We start from the raw sequence: 21,760 nt of genomic DNA, 5'->3' as shown, positions 1-21,760 counted from the left end.
ATTACACCGTGTTTACTCTGCGCTTTAAAAGCGCAAAGTAAACATTTTCACCAACAAAGAACTATTAAGCCCATTAATGCGTACACTAACTACATATAATTTAATAAATTAAGAGAATACTAATGTTTTCATTTTTAAAGCCTGACCCAATAAAAAAACTGCGTAAAGAATACGACGTAAAACTAGAGCAAGGCATGCAGGCACAAAGAAAAGGCGACATTAAAAGCTTCGCCATGTTAAGTGCAGAAGCCGAAAAGATCTGGAGTGAAATAGAAATTCTAGAAGCTAAAAAAGCCAAATAAATAATATTTAAACGCGTCTACCCTGTTTCAAAAAAAGGAAGACGCGTTTAGTAAATAGCTCATAACCTCGTTTTTACAACTTCCACCATCCCTAAACCACCTTTTATAATATGCTCACACAAACAAGTGTGCTTAAAGCGGTTACTTACGTTATCGCTGGCGTTTTTTAGTGACTATTAAATGATTTAAAATCGGATTTGGTTTTCATTTTAAATACTTAATTGCTGCATTTATGTACCGTGCTGGCGTTTTTCCTCATAAGTCAAAAAATGAGGACGTCTTCCTCTTTTTTGCATATTATTAAAAGAACAGCCCGACTTAAAGTTTAATACTCGCAATGTGTTACAGGATTTGTTATTAATATTAAAAATAATTAAGAGGACATACTTTGCTCATAAAAAGAGGAAAGTATCCTCGATAAAGCTGTTATGTGTTCTTAGGACTGGAGTTTCCATGGGTAGTTATGAATTGGTGAAGCATGCAACGTCGTTGGCTAAATCTAAAAAATACGATGAGGCGATTCATGTCCTAAATGAACTATACAAAACTGATGAAGTGTCAGATGCAGACATTATTAAAGTTATTCCCTATTATCAAAAAGCAGGGCGTTATTCAGAATTAGAAAGTTACTGTGAAAAAACTTTAATTCCTTTGGTAAGTGTTATCAGTGAGCGTACTTTCCACCATAAATGCAAAGAAATCCAACATGCATTTTTAAGTTTAAGTATTTACAAAATGTATAATAAATTAGAGTTGTGCGCTAAACGTGAAAAACTAGATTCGGATAAATCTAAATTTTCTAGTAAAGCAGTTTCATATTATCAACTTTACGAAACTAGTTTGGCTAAAGGTGAAGAAATCGAATTGGAAATAGAGTTCTTAGAAGCTAAGGATATCTGGGGCCTGATTTTAATAAATGGCCTAACACCTTTAAGTGTAGGTTTTCACACCATATATCAAACACATAACAAGTTACTCAAACGGACGCTAAAAAGTTGGCTAGCGCTCGTGCCTCGCAATCTTAGCCAACAATTTCGCGCCGCTTAGTTAGGCGTTAGTGCTCAAAGGAGAATTGATTGTCTATCTATGTGAAAGATGAATCTGGCAATGAGCGATTGGCCCACTTGGCCAAAGAAGACTGGGAGTTACCATCCCAAATTGTCGAATTGGAAAAATGGCTAACTGAAAATGAAAGTGTAATTAGTCCAGGGGCATATACCGCTGATATAGGATTTGCTATGCGTAAGAATGCTTGCGGTGGTGGTGCCATACTTTCAGTTGAGGCCATGAGAATTATGTCAAAACTAGGCATCAAACTATATTTGTCTGAGTATCCAGATGATTAATACCCATAGCACTAACGAGTTTGTCCAGCCGACGTTTTGGTCTTCGCTCCTTTTTGTGCATGGCCTACGGCCATCTTTGCACAATTAACAAATTAGGATGACACCCATCCTAATTACCTTGAATCTGGCGTAGATTGACTTTATTTATTTGGAGTGGCTGTCTGATTTAAAAGGGTTTACTTTTCTACAGTGGTCAAATTTTGTAAATGCTACATCCCTGAATGAAGCATACAAAAATCACCAAAGTAACGTTCAAGTACAAGATTCTGGAATCGTTATTCGTATATTAAATGATGATAATCAAGGCTCACGTCATCAAAAATTTATTCTTAAATTAAGTACAGGTATTACTATTTTAATTGCACATAATATTGACCTTGCCCCAAGAATTAATTTGATTTCAAAGGGTGATACTGTTCAATTTTACGGTGAGTATGAGTGGAATAAAAAGGGGGCGTAGTACACTGGACTCATAAAGATCCAAATGGACATCACGTTGATGGTTGGTTAAAGCACAAAGGTAAAACGTACCAATAGCTTCATAACGGTCTCTTCAAGTAAAAGCGCAAGGAAAACGAAAAATGACAATGCAATGGATAGCGATTCTCGCGGCTTTAGGCTGGTGTTTATTACAAGTAATTATCTTGCTTATATCTTCACAATGTATTTTTTTAATGATCGAGTTTCGCTCTGATAATGAGCATAAACTGTATCAAAAACTTCTATCAAACTTTATTATATATCTGTTTTACTCCCTATTTATTTTACCATTCATCTCTCTAAGTCTGTTCATATATGGTGTTATTAACATTACAGAATGGTGTGAGCTTAAGCCTGGATTGTGGGTATTTGCTGCTTGGTGGTTGGCTCTATTTGTACTTTCTTTTTCTCTATCAATGAAGAAAAAATATCGTATTTAAAGGAGTATTAATACCTGCTGTCAGAAAGTTGATAACTTAAAAAATAGCTTACTAATTAGCTATATAATGAATCATCAATAATAATCCCCACTTTAGAATGTATTCTCTACTTAATATTACCATACACATTCTCAGGATTTATTTGCATTAGTAGTGCGGGGTTATCTATCGGTTTAAACCCGTATTGCGCATAAAGGCCATGCGCATCAGAAGTAGCTAATAAAAAGCGCCTGAGCCCTTGCAGCTCAGGGTGCTCTACTATCGTTTTAATGAGTAACTTACTTAGCCCATTTCCTTGCGAGTGCGGGGTAATAAATACATCGGCTAAATAGGCAAAGGTTGCTTTATCGGTCACTACCCTGGCAAAGCCAACTTGTTCGTTATGAGCGCTGTAAACACCAAAGCACATTGAGTTATCAATAGCCGATTGCATCACGCTTTTAGGAATGCCTTTGGCCCAATAGCTATTAGCAATAAAGTTATAAATAACGTTAAAGTTAAGTTTGCTTTTGTCTGTGCTAATTGAGTAATCACTAGTGTTTACTGTCATAAGTTAATAGTCTTTTTTACCAATGTTTTTATAAGCGTTTATATAACTTTTTCTATAAATAATCTTTAACGTTTTTTAGCTGTTTGTCGTGTACTTTTGAAAGCACTAACAATGAGCAAATAGCCCCAAATAACGCCAGTCCCATATCTGATTGGGTATCCCACACGTAACCTTGCGTGCCTAAAAATGCTTCTGCGTTTTCGCCGCTTAACACTGCAACCCACCATTCTATTAATTCGTAAAACGCGCTAAATGCTAAACATACCGAAATAACAAAGGTGATTAACCAGCCTCTACCATTTACTACTTTTTTGCGCAGTAAAATTTCGCGAGCTAGTAGTGCAGGTACAAACCCTTGAAAAAAGTGCCCTACTTTGTCGTAGTTATTACGCTCACTACCAAATAGGTTGTCGAAAAAAGGGACTTCGGCGTAGGTGTAATGCCCGCCAATCATCAGCACAATGCAATGCGCTAAAATAAATGTATATAAAATAGGAGTAAGTTTAAAGTGGCTATAGGTACTTGCTAGCAGCACTAAACCAATAATTGCGGGGATAACTTCAAGCAGCCATGTAAATTGATCTTTTGGGTTAATACCAGACCAAATTAATACAATAAAAAACAGGCTCAGCCATAAATACTTCATTTAGAATCCTTTTCTAAATTGATCAAATTTACGGCATTTTACGCCTTTGAAATAAACGACGCTACCTATAGTTTGTTTTTGCAGTAATGCGATTAAACAAAGTAGGAAAAAAGCGCTTAATTGTAGGCGCCCAACCACTTAAACCTTTGCCAATAATCACTTCGTCTTTTTTATTACTAATGGCACGAATCATTTTTGAAGCTGCTACGCTTACATCCATGCCATTTTCTATCGACTCTTCTGGTTTATTTTGCGCTATGCCTTGCTCGTTTAGTGAGTTATGCGCAATTGCTGTTTTAATAGAACCTGGGCAAATTGTTAAACAATAAATGTTATGTTGTGCTACTTCTGCACGTAGGCAATCCATAAAACCAACAACCGCATATTTAGAACCCGAATAACCTGTTCTAAATTTTGAACCAACTTTACCCGCCACACTACTAATAGACACAATTGAGCCACTGCGCCTTGCCACCATAGTAGGCAATACAGCTTTAGTAAGTGCAATTAAGCCAAAGTAATTAACCTCCATTAATTGGCGGTACACGTTAAAGTCGTTTTCTAAAAATAAACTGCGCTGCGATACGCCGCCGTTATTAATTAAAATATCAATTGCAGGAAGCTCGCTCATTTTTGCTGTTATTGTACTCAGTACATGCTCTGGCTGTGCTAAGTCCAGCGGCACAACTAAGTGCCCTTCGCCTTTAAGCGTTGCTTTTAAATCGTTTAGTTTATCTACATTGCGCGCCGATAAAATAACGCGCGCTCCAAGCTCGGAAAATTGTATAGCAAGCTCTTTACCAATACCTGATGATGCGCCGGTGATCCACACGGTTTTATTATTATATTGCATGCGTTATCTGCCCTTTTATTGTTATTTATTAGGTTTTATAAAGGTACTTAGTAAAATATTTTACGCCTTTGTAGGACCTGCTATTGCGTTTACTTCATCTTCTAATGTTTTGTAAAAACCCATTAAAAATAGTAGTTCAACAGTTACGTATAAAGGGCCAATAATTAAGCCAATTAGGTCATCTACAAACGCTGGTTTTTTACCTTCGTAATAGTGCCCAATAAACTGTAATACCCAGCCAAATACAAACACACCTACGCCAATACTCAACCAAGACCAAAACGCCATTGCCGCAATAGGCTGAGCACCAACAAGGAGTAAAGTGAATATCACGGCCATAATAAAGCCAAGCGAAAAGCTCAGCATAAAATAATAAACAACCGACGCTAATACAAAAAGTTGTGCGCCATCAATTACAAAGCTACCAAGGGGTATTTGAATACGCGCTAGTAAACACAACGCTGCAAATACAATGAGCGGAATACCAATAAAGTGCGTTAGTACATTACGCTTAGAACGATGATATAAACCATATTTACCAAGTTGCTGTTGAAGTGTTTTCATTGTTTTGCCTTTATTTTATATATAAAACTTACTTTAGCAAAAGTAAGCACAGCAACAATGTCAGGTATCCGACACTTTGTAAATTAAACAAATGCAGATATCATTTTACCCAGCTCATGCTCACCTTTCATATCCGTTCGCTCGCGCCCTTTTTGATACTCTTGCTCAAGCATTTTTTGAAGTTCCTCTATTTTATCAGCAATTGCGCTAGGGTCTGCGCCCTCACTTTGCTGTTCTTTAATGAGCTCTTCTATTGTCGCTTTTAGCTCGTCTATTTTGTTTTTGTTTACACCTAAGCGCTGATAAACCAACGCTTCTTGAGCACTTTCTAAAAACGTTGGTTCTTTAGGTGCTGAGGTAATGCCTTTAGTATCACTTGTTTTTACGTTAGGGAGGGTATTAGTTGCCGCAACTTCGCTTGAACCTGCCGCTTTATTTACTGTAGGAGAGTTATAATTACTATATTGATTTTTAAAGGTTATTGTAGTCATTAGCTCAAATCCATTGTTGCGTTACATTATCTGTAGCAATTTTGGTTCCAACTAAATAAAACAGTCTCTATTTAAGCTTGTGTAGCACGCGCCTGTAACTTTTGTTTATCTAAAACAGTTATGCGTTGATACCCCAAACTAATGGCTTGTAGGCTAACAAGCTGTTGCAGTATTTGATTAATAGTTTGGCGCGTTAGGTAGGTCATATCAGCAAGTTGCTGCTGAGATAAAACAAGCGGTGATAAGTGCTCTGTATGCTCGCTGAGCATTAAAAGTCGATTGCATACTTTTTGCTCAGCACTTAGTAATGCGTGATCTTCCATTGAGGTAAACATTAGGCGTAACTTTTGTGCCAGCAATAAACCAAACTCTTGCCAATATTGTGGCTGTTCGTTTAATAGCTGTTCAAGCTCGCGTTGGGGCACGTAAAAAAGCACAACATCAGTTTGTGCATATACATCATGAGTACGCAGGCCACCATCAAACAAGGTAACTTCGCCAAACCACAGTGATGAATCAATAAAGCTCAATACGGCTTCTTTGCCTTCGTTACTTACGCCACTAATACGCACCACGCCGCTAAGTACGGCATAAATTCCATCGTGCTTATCACCTCGCAAAAATAATGATTGCTGAGCTTTTAGCGAGAGCGTTTTGCCCTGCGTTAATAAAAAGCTTTTTAAATAAGCGCTACGGTTTTTAAACCAATGCCCTTGCTCTATTACGTTTTGCTGCTGTGGAGTCATTATTTACTGCATTTGCTTATTAAATGGCTGTTTTTCGATAACCAATTTTTTAGGGAAATTTAAATCGGTTGCTATAACAAAATCATCGTAAGGATCATTACCCGAAAACAGCTCAGTTATTAATGTATCGTTTTTATAAACATTAACGGTTACACCGCTGCCCATACCGCCTGAGTTAATAATATAATAATGATATTCGCCGTTACTAAAAAATAAAATACTCTCGCCAATACGCCCTACTTGCCTGTAGTAACTACCAAATGGTGCATCTGGTGTTGCTTCTTTTTCAAGCCCTATGTCATTAACTCTACCAAATCGATAACTAAGCGATGAGTCATCTTTTGCAACACAAATAGAAAGCACTTTATCGGTAGGTTCTAACTTGTAGGCTGTACTTTCATCTGGGTTACGCACAACTTTATGCATTTTTGCGTTAATGTAGGCTGCTTCATTACTTTTACAATGTGTTGCTAGCATACCGACCACTAAAGCGGGTTCGTTTGTTTGAGCTGCTGGAGGTGTGTTTACTTTGAGATCAGAGGGTAAGTTACTTGCATTACTATTTAGCTGAGGGCTATCTTGCATTGCCATGCTTTGGTCGTCACAACCAAACAGTGCAAACAAGAAGAAAGAATAAAAGCTCGCTAAAAATTTAATGCGCATAATAAAATCCATCTATGAGAGAGCCTTTAAAATAGCGATAAAACTAGCGACCCGCAACACTCTTATGCGCAATACTTTATAAGTTTATTTTTAAACCATCTTCTGCAAAAACTACGTTACTTTTTAGTGATTTAATTAACGATTTTTTAAACAACTGCTGATTTTTTAATGACCGATTCATAAAATGAGATAGAACCGCCGTTTTAGGTGCAGCCTCAATTAATACCTTAGTGATTTGACTTGGGGTAATGTGTAAATTTTTAGCCCCGCCCGATGCGTTTTCATCAATTGCGTTGTGCATAACCACTACATCGGCATTTTTAGCAAAGTCAGTAAATGTGCCTAACTTGTTGGTCATGTCGCCTGCAAACACAAGTTCACATCCTGCTATATTCACTTTCCACGCTAAAGCCGGAATAGGTCCATGGTTAACTGTCATTGCATTAACAGCCAAATCACTTTGTAGTGATTGTTTAAATTCATTTTGTTTTGTTGATGCAACAGAACGAATATCTAATTTGTAGTTTTCATTACCTTCTACGTAATCACTTAAGTATCTAAATGCGCCCTGCTTACCTAGTAACGCTTGTGCATATTCGTTAGTAGAAGCCATTACACGGTTGCCCTGGGGGCCAAATATCGCAAGTGTTTTATCGCGTGATGTAAAGTAACTGCCTTTTATAAAACTAGGTAAATCGCCAGCATGATCAGTGTGTAAATGGCTTAATAATATGGCATCAACATCACTAAATTTTGCACCTGCTTTATCAAACCCAATACTGGCACCAGAGCCTACGTCAACTAACACTCTGGCTTTATTTTCGTGCCATATAAGGTAACTTGTTGCTGCGCGACCATCGTCAAGCTCAGGGCCGCCCGAGCCTAAAATTTGCAAACTTACATCACTACATTGCTGCGCGCCAATACTACTAAAAGACGCTATAATTAAAGCGGTTGCAGCTAGTCCTTGTTTTACATTGCTCATAATTATTAATACCTATAAATAGTGTTTTCAGTTGAGTCTATGGCTGAGTGTAATAACTAATTTAAGTTTTGTCCTAGTTGAGTGACCAACGGCATACTTATTAATTTTAGCCCTTACTGAAAGCTGATTTAAACACCTTATAAAAGTGTTCAAATAACTAAATGAATCAATAATCGGTTTTCTTATAATAAAATGTTGTTACACAACTATTTAAAACGGCTTTTTATAACCACTTGTAATTTATAATTTAAATAAAATTAAATCTAAAAAACACACATTTTAAAAACAATTTAGTCCCATTTTATTAAAACAATAGTTGACCCTTTTTAAAATTTAAACTAGCATTTCTGGAAGCGCTTCCACAAAGCTCAGTTAAATGAATTTTTCTGGAAGCGCTTCCATACATTTGACAATGTTTATAATTACACAATAACAGCCCCATACAGCTGTTAATAATAATGATAAAAGTGCGAGGGAAACCGAATGTCCAACCATATTGTAAGAAAAACAAAGATAGCGACCAGCCTATCTCTGATTTTAGGCGCATCAATCTCTTTACCTGTATATGCACAAGAAGCAAATACAGATGTTGAAGTAATTCAAGTTACTGGTTTTAAAAGCAGTATTAAAGAGTCAACTCGGTTAAAACGCGACGCCGCAGGTGTTGTAGATGCAATATCAGCTGAAGATATTGGTAAATTTCCTGATACCAACTTAGCCGAGTCGCTACAGCGTATTACAGGTGTGTCGATTGATCGCTCAAATGGTGAAGGCTCTAAAGTAACTGTTCGTGGTTTTGGCCCCGACTACAATATGGTAACCCTAAACGGTCGTACTATGCCGGCAGCTTCATTGCCTTCAGGCGGTGGTACACCCAGCTCTCGTGCTTTTGACTTTGCAAACTTAGCGTCTGATAGCGTTAAGTCGGTTGAAGTATATAAAACAGGTAAAGCAAGTATTGCATCTGGTGGTATTGGCGCAACAATTAATATTAATACGGCTCGCCCACTCGACAATCCAGGCTTTGTTTCAAGCATTGGCGTAAAAGCATTACATGACTCAACAAACCGTGTTGGTGATGACATAACACCTGAGCTTTCGGGCTTAATTAGCTGGACCGACAGTGAAGCTAAATTTGGTGCCTCGTTAACTGCAAGCATGCAACAGCGCGATAGCTCATCAACAGGTGCGTTTGTAAATCAATGGAATACATCTGCTTTTGACGGCACAATCCCACAAGCTGCAGACGATATTGTTTTAACTAATGCACCCGCTGTTGGTCAGCTTTATTCAATGCCATCAGATTTGCGCTACACCATTGCCGACAGAGAACGTACTCGTACAAACGCCCAATTAACGCTGCAGTACAGCCCTATTGACGATTTAACAGCCACGCTTGATTACACATATTCTAAACAAGATTTGTTCGAAGCCCGTGCTGAGCAATCAATATGGATGGATAACTACAAAAGCGCGCTAACATTTGACGATAACACGGTAAAAACCCCTATTTACTACCGAGAAGAACGTCGCGATCAGCAAACACGCGATTTAGGTTTAGCGTTTCAAGAGCTAAACCAAGTTAATCAAAACGACTCTATTGGTTTAAACGTTGAATACTATTTCAATTCAGAATTGAGCTTTATGTTTGATGCGCACAATTCAAAAGCCACTAGCAAACCAGATGCACCTTACGGCAGCTGGGTAAATGCAGGCTTGGGCGCAAACGTAGTTAACGCACAAGAAGTTGATTTTAGCCGTGAACTTCCATCAATGAGTATCGATTTTGATGATTGCCGCCGAGACAACTTAAATTGTAATAACACATTAGATGCCTCTGATGTGGGTACGTCTATTTTAGATTCTAACTTTGCTCGCCAAGAGTCTGAAATAACAGAATTTAGAATCCATGGTAAATACGAAATTGAAAACGGTGCAATTGACTTTGGTATAGAGTCTCGCTCTATGGAAAGCCATTCACTGCAATCACTTACACGTAATACAATGGGTAACTGGGGGATAGAAAACCCAGGCGAACTACCTGATGGCTACCTAAACCCAACAAACTTTTTAGCTGAGTTTGACGACTACGATACATCGGGCTCGTTCAACCAAGGTTATACCGGCAGCGCATCGCAAATTGGTTACTGGGCAGGTGAAGAGTACGGCTTTAACTTTGCAGCCGATGGCGCATTTGCAACTAACCGCACCATTGAAGAAGACATAACCGCAGCGTTTGTGCAATTTACTTACAACGGCTACATTGGCGATATGCCATACAACATTGTTATTGGCGCACGCCAAGAGTCTACTGACATTACCTCAACGGCTAATATCGATTTACCTAACGCAGTAGCATGGGAAGGTAATAACGACTTTAATGTTCGCTTTGGCTCAGATAAAGAAGATTTCACGCTTAAATCTAGCTACGATCACTTTTTACCAAGCTTTGACTTTGACATAGAAGTAATCGAAAACGTAAAAGCGCGTTTTTCTTATAGCACTACAATTGCTCGCCCAACTTACGACAACTTAAGTTCAGCAGCGACTGTTGGTGTACCGGGTGCCCCTACTCTTTTAGCGGGTTCTTCACCGGCTACAGCGTCAACAGGCAACCCTGGTTTAGTGCCGCTTGAATCAGATAATATTGATGTATCGGCTGAGTGGTACTTTGCAGAAACAAGTTATGTGTCGGTAGGTTATTACACTAAAGACATCGAAAACTTTATTGGTTTAACACCAATGACGCAAAACTACTACGGATTACGCGATGCAACAGCGGGCCCTCGCGCTCAAGCTGCCATTGCTGAGCTAGAATCTCGCGGACTTGCTCTAACCGATTCAAACTTATTTCAAATGGTTGCCGCAACAGAAAACAACGTTGATTTTGACTCTATGACCTACGAAGAGTTTGAAGCCGCTTACGATGTAATTGCTAACAGCGACGACCCATTACTAGAATTTACAGCGCAAGTACCTACCAACAATAAAAATGCCACTATTGATGGTTTTGAAGTTGCCTTTCAGCACTTTTTTGGTGAAAGCGGTTTTGGTGTGCAAGCAAACTACACCACTGTTAACGGCGACATAGACTTTGATGTAAACGCTGACCCTACTACTACACAATTTGCATTGGTAGGTTTAAGCGATACAGCTAACTTTATAGCAATGTACGAAAACGATGATTTTCAAGCACGTATTGCTTACAACTGGCGTGATAAGTTTTTAAATAGCGCAGCTCGATACGTAAACGAGCCAGGCTTTACTGAAGAATATTATCAAATCGACTTTAATGTTGCGTACAACTACAGCGAGCAACTATCGTTTTTTGTTGAAGGCCTTAATATTACTGAACAAAACAGCCGCGAACATGGCCGTACGTCAGTTCAATTGTGGAACCTACAACAGCTAGGTGCACGTTACAATATTGGTATGCGTTACAACTTCTAAAGGTAATACAAAGTAAAGCCGTTAGTTTTTACTAGCGGCTTTTTTGTATTTAAAACAGTATTAATGCTAGTTTAAATGTTATCAACTTTAGGGTGTTAACTCATGACCAAACCAATAACAAAAATAGTCGTTTTAGGTGGTGGTACTGCCGGCTGGCTAAGCGCAGGCTTATTAGCCGCCGAACACCCGCACCTTAATGTAACGTTAGTTGAGTCGGCAAATGTGCCTATATTGGGTGTGGGCGAAGGCACGTGGCCGTCAATGCGCAACACCCTACAGCGCATTGGCATTAAAGAAAGTGATTTTATAACCCAGTGCGACGCGTCATTTAAGCAAGGTTCTAAATTTATAAATTGGCGAAACCTCAGCGAGGGAGAAAACTACTACCACCCTTTTATGAATCCACAAGGCTACGAGCACACTAATTTACACGCCAGTTGGCAACGTATTGCACCTAACCAAAAATTTGCCGACGTTGTTAATATGCAAAGCTTTGTATGCCAAGCAGCACTTGCACCAAAGCAATTACAAACACCTGAATATGCAGCAGTTACCAACTATGGCTATCATTTAGATGCGGGTAAATTTGCTGAATTTTTAAAAAATCACTGTGTTAAAAACCTAAACGTTACGCATATTACTGACGATGTAACCGAGGTTATTAACGACGAACATGGCTATATTGCTTCATTAAAAACAAATAATAATGGCGATATAACAGGTGATTTTTTTATAGATTGCTCAGGCTCTCGTGCTCGTTTAATTGGTGAGCATTTTAATAGTGAGTTTATAGCGCAAGATCATATTTTATTTAATAACAGCGCTGTTGCGGCGCAAATACCTAATGCACACACAGATCAACCAATTGCCTCTGCAACGCTATCTACAGCGCAAAGTAACGGTTGGATTTGGGATATAGCCCTGCCAACGCGCCGTGGTACAGGTTATGTATTTAGTAGTAAATATCAAAGTGATGAAAGCGCAACAAATACACTAAAAAGCTACATAGCCAAAAGCACCAGTGAGCAACAAGCTGAGCAACTTAACTACCGCGTATTAAAATTCAGCCCTGGTTACAGGCAAAAATTTTGGATTAAAAACTGTGTTGCCGTGGGTATGTCTGCTGGATTTTTAGAGCCGCTTGAAGCGTCAGCACTTGCCATGGTTGAGCTTTCAATTAGCATGATAAGCGAGCAACTCCCGCAAAACCGCACCCACATGAGCCAGCTTGAAACGCGTTTCAATGAACGTTTTAGCACTCGTTGGCAGCGCGTTATTGAGTTTTTAAAACTTCATTATGTGCTAAGCGAGCGCGACGACACTCCTTATTGGCAAGATATTAGTAATTTAAATACCGCGCCCGAGCGCCTGCAAAACTTACTTAAACTTTGGCAATTTCAGCCCCCTAGCCGCTTTGATTTTATTGAAAACGAAGAAGTGTTTTCATCAAGCAGTTATCAATACGTTTTATATGGCATGGGCTTTAATACACAAACAGTATCTGCACAAAATACATTTAACGACCCACGTGCTGGGGATTACTATTATCAGCAAAATCGCGAAAAAATAGCGCAGTGTTTAAATGGACTGCCAAGTAATCGCGCGCTTTTAAATCATCTTTTATCAAATAATGGGCAGCCACATAATGACTAAAACAAACGCTGTTAAAAACGTAGTAATTGCTGGAGGCGGCACTGCAGGTTGGATGGCCGCAGCGGCACTTGCTAAACTAGTTGGTAACAATATAAACATAACCCTTGTTGAATCTGACGATATTGGCACTGTAGGTGTTGGCGAAGCAACAATTCCGCCTATTCGGACATTTCATAAATTGCTGGGTATAAACGAGCAAGCATTTATGAAAGCCACTCAAGCAAGCTTTAAATTAGGTATTAGCTTTGAAAACTGGGGCGATGAAAACACGCATTATATTCACTCATTTGGCGCAACGGGCAAAGAATGCTGGGCGGGTGAATTTCATCACTTTTGGCTACAAGGTAAAACTTTAGGAATAAACAACCCATTTGGCGATTACTGCTACGAGTTGCAAGCGGCTAAAAGCGGTAAATTTGCGTTCAATCAGCAAAACCCCATTAACTATGCTTACCATATGGATGCCACACGTTACGCGCAGTTTTTACGTGAATTTTCAGAGCCATTAGGTGTAAAACGCATTGAAGGTAAAATACAAAAGGTAGTAAAAAACACTAAAACGGGCCATATAGAATCACTTACTTTAAATAATGGCGAGCACATAAACGGCGACTTTTTTATTGATTGCACCGGCTTTAGAGGCTTATTAATAGAGCAAGCATTGCATACTGGCTACGAAGACTGGTCGCATTTACTACCGTGTAACAGCGCCATTGCGGTGCAAACAAAATCAACCAGCGATACCGTATTGCCACTTACCCGCTCTATTGCCCATAAAAGCGGCTGGCAATGGCGTATACCGCTGCAAAACCGTGTAGGCAACGGATTAGTTTATTGCAGCCAATATATGGATGACGCACAAGCCAAAGCGCTATTATTAAATAACATTGAGGGCGAGGCGCTTACAGAGCCACGTATTATTAAATTTAAAACAGGGCGTCGCTTAAAAGGCTGGAACAAAAACTGCCTAGCGCTTGGCCTTGCTAGCGGTTTTGTAGAGCCACTTGAGTCCACCAGCATTCACTTAATTATGTCGGGTATTATTCGCTTTATGCGTTTATTTCCGTTTAATGGCATTACCAATCACGCCATTGACGAATACAACAAACAGCTTAAAAGCGAAATTGAAAATATTCGCGACTTTATTGTGCTGCACTACAAAGTAACTAATCGCGATGACAGTGAGTTTTGGCAACACTGTAGTGCGATGGAGGTGCCAAAAACACTTCAACATAAAATTGATTTGTTTAAGCAAACCGGCCGTGTATTTTTAGACGATGGCGACATTTTTAGAGTCGATTCGTGGGTGCAAGTTATGCTTGGTCAAGGCATTGAGCCTAATCAACATCACTTAATAGCCAGCATGATGAGCGACGAAGAACTCACCCGTTTTTTACACGGTATTAAGCAACAAATAGAGCAACGCGTAAGCCAATTACCGCCGCATCATGAGTTTTTAAAACAGTATTGCCCAGCATAAAAAAAGCCCTTACTAGGGCGTGTTGTTCTTTGGTGGTTGAATTTGCAGCAGCATATTTGGTTTTTAGGCAAGGCAGAGCCTATGTAGTGTGGTTATTCCCCATAAATAGGCGATAACGTAGCATAAATGCCAAACATGCGCTGCCCGTAGGGTTCTGCCTAGGGGCAATTTACTCTTTGTTGCTCGGTTTTTACTTAGCCCACTAGGTTACAAACCTCGCGCCGCGATTAAATTGCCCCTAGATTGAACAAATTTCAATCCACAAAGATCAACACGCCCTTAGGGCTTTGAGACAACACACAATAAACTTAACTTATAAGCACTCTACTACTCACACTTTATTTTTGCTGTTTCAGCGCCTTGTGGTTCAAAGCTAATATCTGCAACTGAAACGTTAAGCTCTCCTGCCGTTTTAATAATAAAAGGGCTGGTTACTCTGGCAAAATCAACGCCCTTTTTAGCAAAACATGTTAAATCTATACTCATGGTTTGCCATGTATTTAAATCAGCATTTTTAAGAACATTGCTAATATTAAGCTCGCCACCACAGCCTTGTTCGCATTTCATTGCAAGGTATGTCTGTGAGCTAGGTATTTGGTTTACTTTATAGCTAAATCTAAGGGCCGAATTTGCTTCAATGTAGGCAACTTTGTCTTCGGTAAAGTTGCTATTAATTTCGATGTAGCTGGCTGCAGTGCCATCAAAATTAAATTGCATCGCATCTTCTTGAATCGCTTTGTCTTCAGTGCGATAAGTAATGCCGCCGAGCTTTACACTGTTACTTGCTACTTGGTGCTGCTCGCTGTTTGAGTTTAAAAACAAACGCCACGGTGTTTTAAAGCTGCCATTAAATATAGATAGCGGCGCAAGGTTACTAATATCAACACCTGAGTCTTCATTTAGATTATTGCCAAGCGTACTTTCGTCTTTATACGTTAAGCCAAAGCCGTAGGGTAATAGTGGTGAGTAATCAGCATCACCCTTATTTACTGCGGTTTGTAGTGGCGATTTAGGCCACGAGAAAGACAACTTACCTTTAAAGTCGTATTGTACCTGCCCACTTGCATCCGCTAATAAAACATCTGCAATGCCTTGTCCTTCAGTGCCAGGAAGCCATGCTGCTACAAATGCATCTGACGCGTTTAGTTCGCTGTTAACCCACATTGGTCTGCCCGATATAAACACCGATACCACCGCAATACCTTGCTGCTTTAATGTTTTTAATATTTTAAGAGAACGTTTATTGTTACGTTCAAACTCAAGGTTGTCTTTATCGCCATGCCCCTCTGCGTATGGTTCTTCACCAAATACAACAATGGCTACATCGGGTTTGGTATTAAATTCACCCGTTGGGCTTAAAATAGCGTTACCGCCAGCAGCCTCTATTTGCGTTTTTAGCCCCGCATAAATAGACGTTGCTCCAGGGAAATCTGCATTTTGATTATTAGTTCCCTGCCACGTAATACTCCAACCGCCCGATTGCTTGCCTATGTTATCGGCCGCATCGCCTGCAATCAGTATATTGCTTGATGGGTTAAGCGGTAATAAATGATTGTTGTTTTTAAGCAGTACTAACGACTCTTGTACGGCTTGGCGGGCAATATCGCGATGTGCTGGCGCACCTATTAGTTCTAATTTACCTGAATATTTTCGATTTGCGGGGCTTGGTTTATCAAATAAACCCGCACGTAATTTAACGCGTATAATACGTGCCACGGCGTCATCTATTCTCGCCATTGTTATTGTGCCCGCTTTTACTTGTTTAATTGTATTTTCATAAAGTGGTTTCCAAGCACCCGTTGGTACCATAAAAATATCAAGCCCTGCATTAACAGCTTGCGGGCAGCTTTCATTTGTACAGCCGGCAACTTGTCCGTGTCCGTTCCAATCGCCTACAACAAAGCCATCAAAACCCATTTTTGTTTTTAGTACATCGGTAAGTAAATATTTATTGCCGTGATTTTTTTTACCATTCCAGCTATTAAACGATGCCATAACCGACTGACTACCTGCGGTTAAGCCTCCTATATAACCTTGTGCATGAATGTTATATAACGTCTCTTCGCTATCAATGTTGTCCCCTTGATCGTCGCCATCTACCGTGCCGCCATCGCCTAAAAAGTGCTTAACAGTGCTAATTACGCGTTTGTCACTTAAAAAGTCCTCATCGGCTCTGCCTTGCAATCCGTTTACAATTGCGGCTGAATATTCACGCACTATGCTTGAGTCTTCTGAGTAGCCTTCGTACGTTCGGCCCCATCGGTCGTCGCGCACAACCGCAACAGTCGGTGCAAATACCCAATCTATCCCTGTTGCCATTACTTCTATTGCCGTAGCCGCTGCAATTCGCTCAATTAATGCGGGGTTATTAGCAGCACCTAAACCAATATTGTGAGGGAATAACGTCGCCCCAATCACATTATTATGGCCATGTACTGCATCAGTGCCCCACATGGTTGGAATTTTACTGCCATCAATTGAGTCATCAACCGATGCCTGATACATGCTCTCAGCAAGTGTTATCCAATCTGCAGGCGTTGCATGTTTATTAGCATTCGGGAACGAGCCACCGCCATTTAAATACGAACCAAAACCATATTTGCGCATGTCTGCAGCAGTTATATCGCGAATTTCAGGTTGGATCATCTGCGCTACTTTTTGCTCAAGCGTCATTGTTTTTAAATACTGTGCAATCGTATTTTCAATTTCAGGCGTTTTCACTACCTTACTTTTAAGCGTTGGCCAAAGTGATAAATCACCTTGCTCATGCTCAGCCTTTTTGGCTAAGGCGCCTTGGCTATTATTAGCGTTAACCTCTTGTTTATTACACGCACTTAAAACGCATAATCCTCCTATTAAGATAGGGAGCATGCGTAACCTGTTAGTGTTTAAGCTTTTTTTCATTTTTATAGCCCTGTGTTGTGTCAGTGTGTTTTTGTGAAACGCCTATTTGTTATTTAAATTTAACTATTGACCTGCTTAACAATAGCCACTAACCTAAATATGGAAGCGCTTCCTTAAAGTTATTAAATACCATCCTTAGTGATTAATCAAATTAAATATGGAAGCGCTTCCACCAATGCAATTTATAAACTATAAATAAAAGCAAAATTTACTACAAAGAAGCAGAGGTTTTCTCTTAATGAAACAATTATCTTTACCTAGTGGCTCACCACTTTTAGCCAAAAATTTTACTTATGGTGTAGCTACGGCCTCATTTCAAATTGAAGGCGGCGCAGCTGATCGCTTGCCATGTATTTGGGATACCTTTTGCAGTAAAGAAGGCAAAATAGTCGATAATTCAAATGGCGACGTAGCCTGCGAGCACTACACTCGCTGGAAAGACGATATAAACCTAATTGAGTCATTAGGTGTAGACGCTTACAGACTTTCGATTTCGTGGCCGCGCGTAATGACTAAAAGCGGTCACTTAAACCCGACAGGCGTTAAGTTTTATACCGACATTTTAGATGAATTAAAACGCCGTAACATTAAAGCTTTTGTAACGCTATACCACTGGGATTTACCACAACATATTGAAGACGAAGGTGGCTGGCTAAACCGTAACACCGCTTACGAATTTGCCCATTACGCAGATTTAATTACCAAAGCATTTGGGGAACGTGTGCACTCTTACGCCACCTTAAACGAACCGTTTTGTAGCTCTTACTTAGGTTACGAAATTGGCGTACATGCGCCTGGCATTGTAGGTCGTGAATTTGGTCGTAAAGCCGCGCACCACTTATTACTGGGTCACGGTTTAGCTATGCAAGTACTTGCTAAAAATAGCCCAAATACGCTAAACGGTATTGTACTTAACTTTACGCCTTGTTACTCCGTTACCCAAAGTGAAGAAGATTTAAAAGCCACTGCATTTGCTGATGACTATATAAACCAATGGTACATGCAGCCTGTAATGCAAGGTAAATACCCTGATATTATTAAGCAATTACCAAAAGCTCACCGCCCAGATATTTTAGATGGCGACATGGAAATAATTGCTCAACCGCTGGATTATTTAGGGGTTAACTTTTATACCCGCATGCATTATCAAGCAAGCGAAACCGACTTTTACCATGAGCTGCCACATAAAGCGCCAATGACCGATATAGGCTGGGAAATTTACCCTAAAGCGCTTACAGAATTACTTGTATCGTTAAACGAAAAATACACCCTACCGCCTATTTATATTACCGAAAACGGCGCAGCCATGGCTGACGAATTTAAAGACGGTGAAGTAAAAGATATCGACCGTATTGAATATTACCACGAGCATTTAAATGCTCTACATAACGCAACCGAGCAAGGCGTAAAAGTAGATGGTTACTTTGCGTGGAGCCTAATGGATAACTTTGAATGGGCTGAAGGATATTTAAAACGTTTTGGAATAGTACACGTAGACTACAACACACAAAAACGAACTGTTAAAGCCAGCGGTAAAGCGTACAGTAAACTAATAACAAGCCGATAATTTATCGGCTTATAACAATAAGAACACACACTGTGAACAAACTCCCTTTATACGAAAAAGTCGGTTACGCCATGGGCGATGCCGGCGCTAACTTAGTATGGCGCGGTGCGCTTGCTTATTTAGCGGTGTTTTACACCGATACATTTGGCATATCGGCAGCCGCCGCTGCCATGTTGTTTTTGGTGGTAAGGCTATCTGATGGCGTAACCGATATTATTATGGGTATGATTGCCGACAGAACGCAGTCGCGCTTTGGTAAATTTCGCCCATGGATACTCTACTCGGCACCATTTTTAGGCTTGTTTATGGTGTTGTGTTTTACTACACCCGACTTTAGCACCACCAACAAACTTATTTATGCCTACGTAACTTATATAGGTTTAACGCTTGCTTACACCGTAAGTAACGTGCCCTACTCGGCACTTATGGGCGTAATGACACCAGACGATACAGAACGCACAAAGCTCTCTGGTTTTAGGTTTGCAGGTGCGTTTACTGGTGGCTTATTGGTTATGGGTTTTTTACCTGAGCTAGTAGCTTTTTTTGGTGGCGGCGACGATGCCAAAGGCTATCAGCTTACTATGTACTTATTTGCCAGCTTACTTATTATTTTAATGATTATAACGTTTGCGACCACCAAAGAGCGTGTAACACCGCACGCCTCAAATGAAGGCAATTTAAAATCAGAGTTATTTGATTTAACCAAAAGCCTGCCATTTATAATCCTACCTTTGCTTGCTACCACCCTGTTTTTTTATTACCGCGATTTATACAGCGGCGTATTTTTTGCCCTTGTTATGGCAGCAATGACATTCGTTATTAAAAAATTGCTCAATAAAGATAAGCAAAGCCTAACAGGATCACAGCGCGATATGGTTGATCTTCTGACCAACAAACCTTGGTTGGTATTACTCGGCATTGGTTTTTTAACCATGATGTTTAATGGCATAAAATATGGTGTAATTGCGTACTACTTTAAGTACCACGTAGCTAATGAACTCATGGCTGGGCAATACTTTATCGCTTTGCTGGTTGTATCTATATTAGGCGCACTTGCCACAGGTAAACTGGCCGAAATTATGGGTAAACGAAACCTATTTATTGCATCATTAATGCTAAGCGGCATACTCACTACTGCATTTTACTGGGTACCTAGTGATAACCTTATTGCTGTATTTACCTTTGGTTGCGCTGCTGAATTTTTTGCCGCGATGATGCCAACATTATTTTTTAGTATGCTTGGTGATTCAGCCGATTATTCAGAGTGGAAAAACAAACGCCGCGCTACAGGCCTTATTTATTCTGCGGGTACATTTGTGCAAAAAACCGGTGGTGGTTTTGCCGGTGCATTAGTATTAGTGGTACTTGCAGGCTACGGCTATAACGGTATGGATGAGCTAACAATTACGCAAGCCCTACCTGGTATGCAGTTACTTATGAGCTGGATACCTGCCGCATTTGCTTTTTTAGGCGCCGCATTGATGCTTATTTATCCGCTTACTTCAGCGATGACGCAAAAAATAACAGAAGACTTAGCAATTAGACGCAGTAATGTGTAAATTAACTTTTAATGACCCTTCGCGCTATATATTTTTATAAAGCGCGAGTAAAAACACATATAAGCTAGGACATCAATGGCGACAATTTATCAAGTATCAGAAATGGCAGGTGTGTCTTTATCAACTGTTTCAAGGGTGCTTAACGACAACGACTACGTAAGCAAAAAAACTAAAAAAAAGGTATTAGAAGCAATGAAAGAGCTAGGCTATCAGCCAAGTTCTATTGCTCGCTCTTTGGCGTCTAGCACTACAAACAGCGTCGGTATTTTAGTTTCTGAGTTGGATGGTCCGTTTTTTGGTCAAATGATGTCAGCCATTGAAGAGCATCTTCGTATTGCGGGTAAACACGTTATTATTACGCCTGGGCACAGTGACGAGAAAAAAGAAAAAAGCGGCTTTGAGTTTTTAATAGGCCGTAATTGCGACGCTATTATTGCCCACGTAGAAGCGGTATCAAACGAGTACCTAATTGAGTTAAGTAAAGGTAAAACCCCTATTTACCTAATGAGCCGCTACGTTAAAGAAATTGAAGAAAACTGCATTAGCCTCGACAACGTAATGGGCGGCTACTTAGCCACTAAAGCCATGATCAACAAAGGTCATAAAAACATTGCGTACATAGCAGGCCCGCAGTTTAAAGAAGACGCGTCAAATCGTTTAAAAGGTCACAAACAAGCCCTAGCAGAGTACAACCTAACCTTTGACGAAAACCTATTTTACATAGGCGACTTTAAAGAAACCGGCGGAAGCGACGGCTTAAGGCATTTTATTCAAAATAAAGCGCAAATAACCGCCCTTGTATGTGCCAATGACGAAATGGCATCGGGTGCTATGAAATATGCCCGCGAACACGGTTTTAACCTACCAAAAGATTTAGCCATTATTGGGTTCGATAACGTAATTTTTACCAATTACCTCTACCCAACGCTTACTACAATAGATAACCCAGTACCCGAAATGGGCCGAGCTGCGGCTAACTTAGTGCTTAAAGACATTTACAAAAAAAGCGGCATAACAGTAAAGCACGTGTTTCAGCCAAAGCTTATTTTAAGAGACTCAACACCGGATATTAATTAACTTT

General features: G+C 39.8%; 19 protein-coding genes and 1 pseudogene. 11 read left to right on the top strand and 9 right to left on the bottom strand.

What is annotated here, in order from left to right:
- Positions 1-122 precede the first annotated feature (122 nt).
- The 5 genes and pseudogenes from P20429_RS09790 (at position 123) to P20429_RS19500 (ending at position 2,568) form a co-directional block, all read left to right on the top strand.
- Complete coding sequence (locus P20429_RS09790) at positions 123-302, top strand: DUF6435 family protein (protein WP_007583346.1); 180 nt, start codon at positions 123-125, stop codon at positions 300-302.
- Between the two features lie 453 nt (positions 303-755).
- Complete coding sequence (locus P20429_RS09795) at positions 756-1,349, top strand: hypothetical protein (RefSeq protein ID WP_007583344.1); 594 nt, start codon at positions 756-758, stop codon at positions 1,347-1,349.
- A 29-nt stretch (positions 1,350-1,378) separates the two neighbouring features.
- Positions 1,379-1,648, top strand: coding sequence for a hypothetical protein (locus P20429_RS19510; RefSeq protein WP_033026777.1), 270 nt, complete (start codon positions 1,379-1,381; stop codon positions 1,646-1,648).
- A 148-nt stretch (positions 1,649-1,796) separates the two neighbouring features.
- Positions 1,797-2,185: pseudogene (locus P20429_RS19505) on the top strand (DUF3465 domain-containing protein).
- A 44-nt stretch (positions 2,186-2,229) separates the two neighbouring features.
- Positions 2,230-2,568 (top strand): hypothetical protein, encoded by a 339-nt coding sequence (locus P20429_RS19500; protein WP_033021693.1) that lies wholly within the window; start codon positions 2,230-2,232, stop codon positions 2,566-2,568.
- 106 nt (positions 2,569-2,674) lie between these two features.
- Here the strand turns inward: P20429_RS19500 and P20429_RS09800 are convergent, their stop codons facing one another.
- The 8 genes from P20429_RS09800 to P20429_RS09835 all read right to left on the bottom strand — a co-directional run bounded on the left by P20429_RS09800 (position 2,675) and on the right by P20429_RS09835 (position 8,066).
- Entirely contained in the window at positions 2,675-3,118 is a 444-nt protein-coding gene (locus P20429_RS09800; RefSeq protein ID WP_007583341.1) for a GNAT family N-acetyltransferase, read from the bottom strand.
- A gap of 52 nt (positions 3,119-3,170) precedes the next feature.
- Positions 3,171-3,764 (bottom strand): DUF2238 domain-containing protein, encoded by a 594-nt coding sequence (locus P20429_RS09805; RefSeq protein WP_007583339.1) that lies wholly within the window; start codon positions 3,762-3,764, stop codon positions 3,171-3,173.
- Positions 3,765-3,825: 61 nt separating this feature from the next.
- Entirely contained in the window at positions 3,826-4,617 is a 792-nt protein-coding gene (locus tag P20429_RS09810; protein WP_007583337.1) for an SDR family oxidoreductase, read from the bottom strand.
- Positions 4,618-4,677: 60 nt separating this feature from the next.
- Positions 4,678-5,181 (bottom strand): DUF962 domain-containing protein, encoded by a 504-nt coding sequence (locus P20429_RS09815; RefSeq protein ID WP_007583335.1) that lies wholly within the window; start codon positions 5,179-5,181, stop codon positions 4,678-4,680.
- A gap of 83 nt (positions 5,182-5,264) precedes the next feature.
- The gene (locus tag P20429_RS09820) at positions 5,265-5,672 is read right to left on the bottom strand and encodes a hypothetical protein (protein ID WP_007583333.1); all 408 of its coding nucleotides are present in this window, start codon (positions 5,670-5,672) and stop codon (positions 5,265-5,267) included.
- A gap of 71 nt (positions 5,673-5,743) precedes the next feature.
- Entirely contained in the window at positions 5,744-6,418 is a 675-nt protein-coding gene (locus P20429_RS09825) for a Crp/Fnr family transcriptional regulator (RefSeq protein ID WP_007583331.1), read from the bottom strand.
- A gap of 3 nt (positions 6,419-6,421) precedes the next feature.
- Positions 6,422-7,093 carry a hypothetical protein gene (locus P20429_RS09830; RefSeq protein WP_007583329.1) on the bottom strand — a complete coding sequence of 224 codons (672 nt, stop codon included), beginning with the start codon at positions 7,091-7,093 and terminating at the stop codon, positions 6,422-6,424.
- Positions 7,094-7,157: 64 nt separating this feature from the next.
- Entirely contained in the window at positions 7,158-8,066 is a 909-nt protein-coding gene (locus tag P20429_RS09835; RefSeq protein WP_007583327.1) for an MBL fold metallo-hydrolase, read from the bottom strand.
- Between the two features lie 483 nt (positions 8,067-8,549).
- On the opposite strand from P20429_RS09835, the gene P20429_RS09840 reads away from it, so the two are divergent.
- From P20429_RS09840 to P20429_RS09850, 3 genes are all read left to right on the top strand, one after another.
- Positions 8,550-11,516, top strand: a complete 2,967-nt coding sequence (locus P20429_RS09840) for a TonB-dependent receptor (RefSeq protein WP_007583325.1) — start codon at positions 8,550-8,552, stop codon at positions 11,514-11,516.
- A gap of 102 nt (positions 11,517-11,618) precedes the next feature.
- Positions 11,619-13,169 (top strand): tryptophan halogenase family protein, encoded by a 1,551-nt coding sequence (locus P20429_RS09845; RefSeq protein ID WP_007583323.1) that lies wholly within the window; start codon positions 11,619-11,621, stop codon positions 13,167-13,169.
- Positions 13,162-14,649 carry a tryptophan halogenase family protein gene (locus P20429_RS09850; RefSeq protein WP_007583321.1) on the top strand — a complete coding sequence of 496 codons (1,488 nt, stop codon included), beginning with the start codon at positions 13,162-13,164 and terminating at the stop codon, positions 14,647-14,649. The genes P20429_RS09845 and P20429_RS09850 overlap by 8 nt, the downstream gene beginning before the upstream one ends.
- 327 nt (positions 14,650-14,976) lie before the next feature.
- Here P20429_RS09850 and P20429_RS09855 read toward each other — a convergent pair whose 3' ends face one another.
- Complete coding sequence (locus P20429_RS09855; RefSeq protein WP_007583318.1) at positions 14,977-17,553, bottom strand: exo 1,3/1,4-beta-D-glucan glucohydrolase; 2,577 nt, start codon at positions 17,551-17,553, stop codon at positions 14,977-14,979.
- Positions 17,554-17,791: 238 nt separating this feature from the next.
- On the opposite strand from P20429_RS09855, the gene P20429_RS09860 reads away from it, so the two are divergent.
- The 3 genes from P20429_RS09860 to P20429_RS09870 all read left to right on the top strand — a co-directional run bounded on the left by P20429_RS09860 (position 17,792) and on the right by P20429_RS09870 (position 21,756).
- Positions 17,792-19,120, top strand: coding sequence for a GH1 family beta-glucosidase (locus P20429_RS09860; protein ID WP_007583316.1), 1,329 nt, complete (start codon positions 17,792-17,794; stop codon positions 19,118-19,120).
- Positions 19,121-19,152: 32 nt separating this feature from the next.
- On the top strand, positions 19,153-20,679 hold the full coding sequence (locus tag P20429_RS09865) for an MFS transporter (RefSeq protein WP_007583314.1): 1,527 nt from the start codon (positions 19,153-19,155) through the stop codon (positions 20,677-20,679).
- Between the two features lie 75 nt (positions 20,680-20,754).
- Entirely contained in the window at positions 20,755-21,756 is a 1,002-nt protein-coding gene (locus tag P20429_RS09870; protein ID WP_007583313.1) for a LacI family DNA-binding transcriptional regulator, read from the top strand.
- Positions 21,757-21,760: the final 4 nt, after the last annotated feature.

Origin of the sequence: Pseudoalteromonas sp. BSi20429 (assembly GCF_000238895.1) — a bacterium.
GTDB classification, from domain to species: Bacteria; Pseudomonadota; Gammaproteobacteria; order Enterobacterales; family Alteromonadaceae; genus Pseudoalteromonas; species Pseudoalteromonas arctica.
This window is presented reverse-complemented; position numbering and strand designations above follow the sequence as displayed.

What these genes read in the sequence shown, in the direction of transcription:
- P20429_RS09845 (WP_007583323.1), top strand. Translation starts at nt 11,619, where the DNA reads ATGACCAAACCAATAACAAAAATAGTCGTTTTAGGTGGTGGTACTGCC.
- P20429_RS09800 (WP_007583341.1), bottom strand. Translation starts at nt 3,118, where the DNA reads ATGACAGTAAACACTAGTGATTACTCAATTAGCACAGACAAAAGCAAA.
- P20429_RS09815 (WP_007583335.1), bottom strand. Translation starts at nt 5,181, where the DNA reads ATGAAAACACTTCAACAGCAACTTGGTAAATATGGTTTATATCATCGT.
- P20429_RS09860 (WP_007583316.1), top strand. Translation starts at nt 17,792, where the DNA reads ATGAAACAATTATCTTTACCTAGTGGCTCACCACTTTTAGCCAAAAAT.
- P20429_RS09840 (WP_007583325.1), top strand. Translation starts at nt 8,550, where the DNA reads ATGTCCAACCATATTGTAAGAAAAACAAAGATAGCGACCAGCCTATCT.
- P20429_RS19500 (WP_033021693.1), top strand. Translation starts at nt 2,230, where the DNA reads ATGACAATGCAATGGATAGCGATTCTCGCGGCTTTAGGCTGGTGTTTA.
- P20429_RS09810 (WP_007583337.1), bottom strand. Translation starts at nt 4,617, where the DNA reads ATGCAATATAATAATAAAACCGTGTGGATCACCGGCGCATCATCAGGT.
- P20429_RS09835 (WP_007583327.1), bottom strand. Translation starts at nt 8,066, where the DNA reads ATGAGCAATGTAAAACAAGGACTAGCTGCAACCGCTTTAATTATAGCG.
- P20429_RS09805 (WP_007583339.1), bottom strand. Translation starts at nt 3,764, where the DNA reads ATGAAGTATTTATGGCTGAGCCTGTTTTTTATTGTATTAATTTGGTCT.
- P20429_RS09850 (WP_007583321.1), top strand. Translation starts at nt 13,162, where the DNA reads ATGACTAAAACAAACGCTGTTAAAAACGTAGTAATTGCTGGAGGCGGC.
- P20429_RS09795 (WP_007583344.1), top strand. Translation starts at nt 756, where the DNA reads ATGGGTAGTTATGAATTGGTGAAGCATGCAACGTCGTTGGCTAAATCT.
- P20429_RS09855 (WP_007583318.1), bottom strand. Translation starts at nt 17,553, where the DNA reads ATGAAAAAAAGCTTAAACACTAACAGGTTACGCATGCTCCCTATCTTA.
- P20429_RS09870 (WP_007583313.1), top strand. Translation starts at nt 20,755, where the DNA reads ATGGCGACAATTTATCAAGTATCAGAAATGGCAGGTGTGTCTTTATCA.
- P20429_RS09820 (WP_007583333.1), bottom strand. Translation starts at nt 5,672, where the DNA reads ATGACTACAATAACCTTTAAAAATCAATATAGTAATTATAACTCTCCT.
- P20429_RS09825 (WP_007583331.1), bottom strand. Translation starts at nt 6,418, where the DNA reads ATGACTCCACAGCAGCAAAACGTAATAGAGCAAGGGCATTGGTTTAAA.
- P20429_RS09830 (WP_007583329.1), bottom strand. Translation starts at nt 7,093, where the DNA reads ATGGATTTTATTATGCGCATTAAATTTTTAGCGAGCTTTTATTCTTTC.
- P20429_RS09790 (WP_007583346.1), top strand. Translation starts at nt 123, where the DNA reads ATGTTTTCATTTTTAAAGCCTGACCCAATAAAAAAACTGCGTAAAGAA.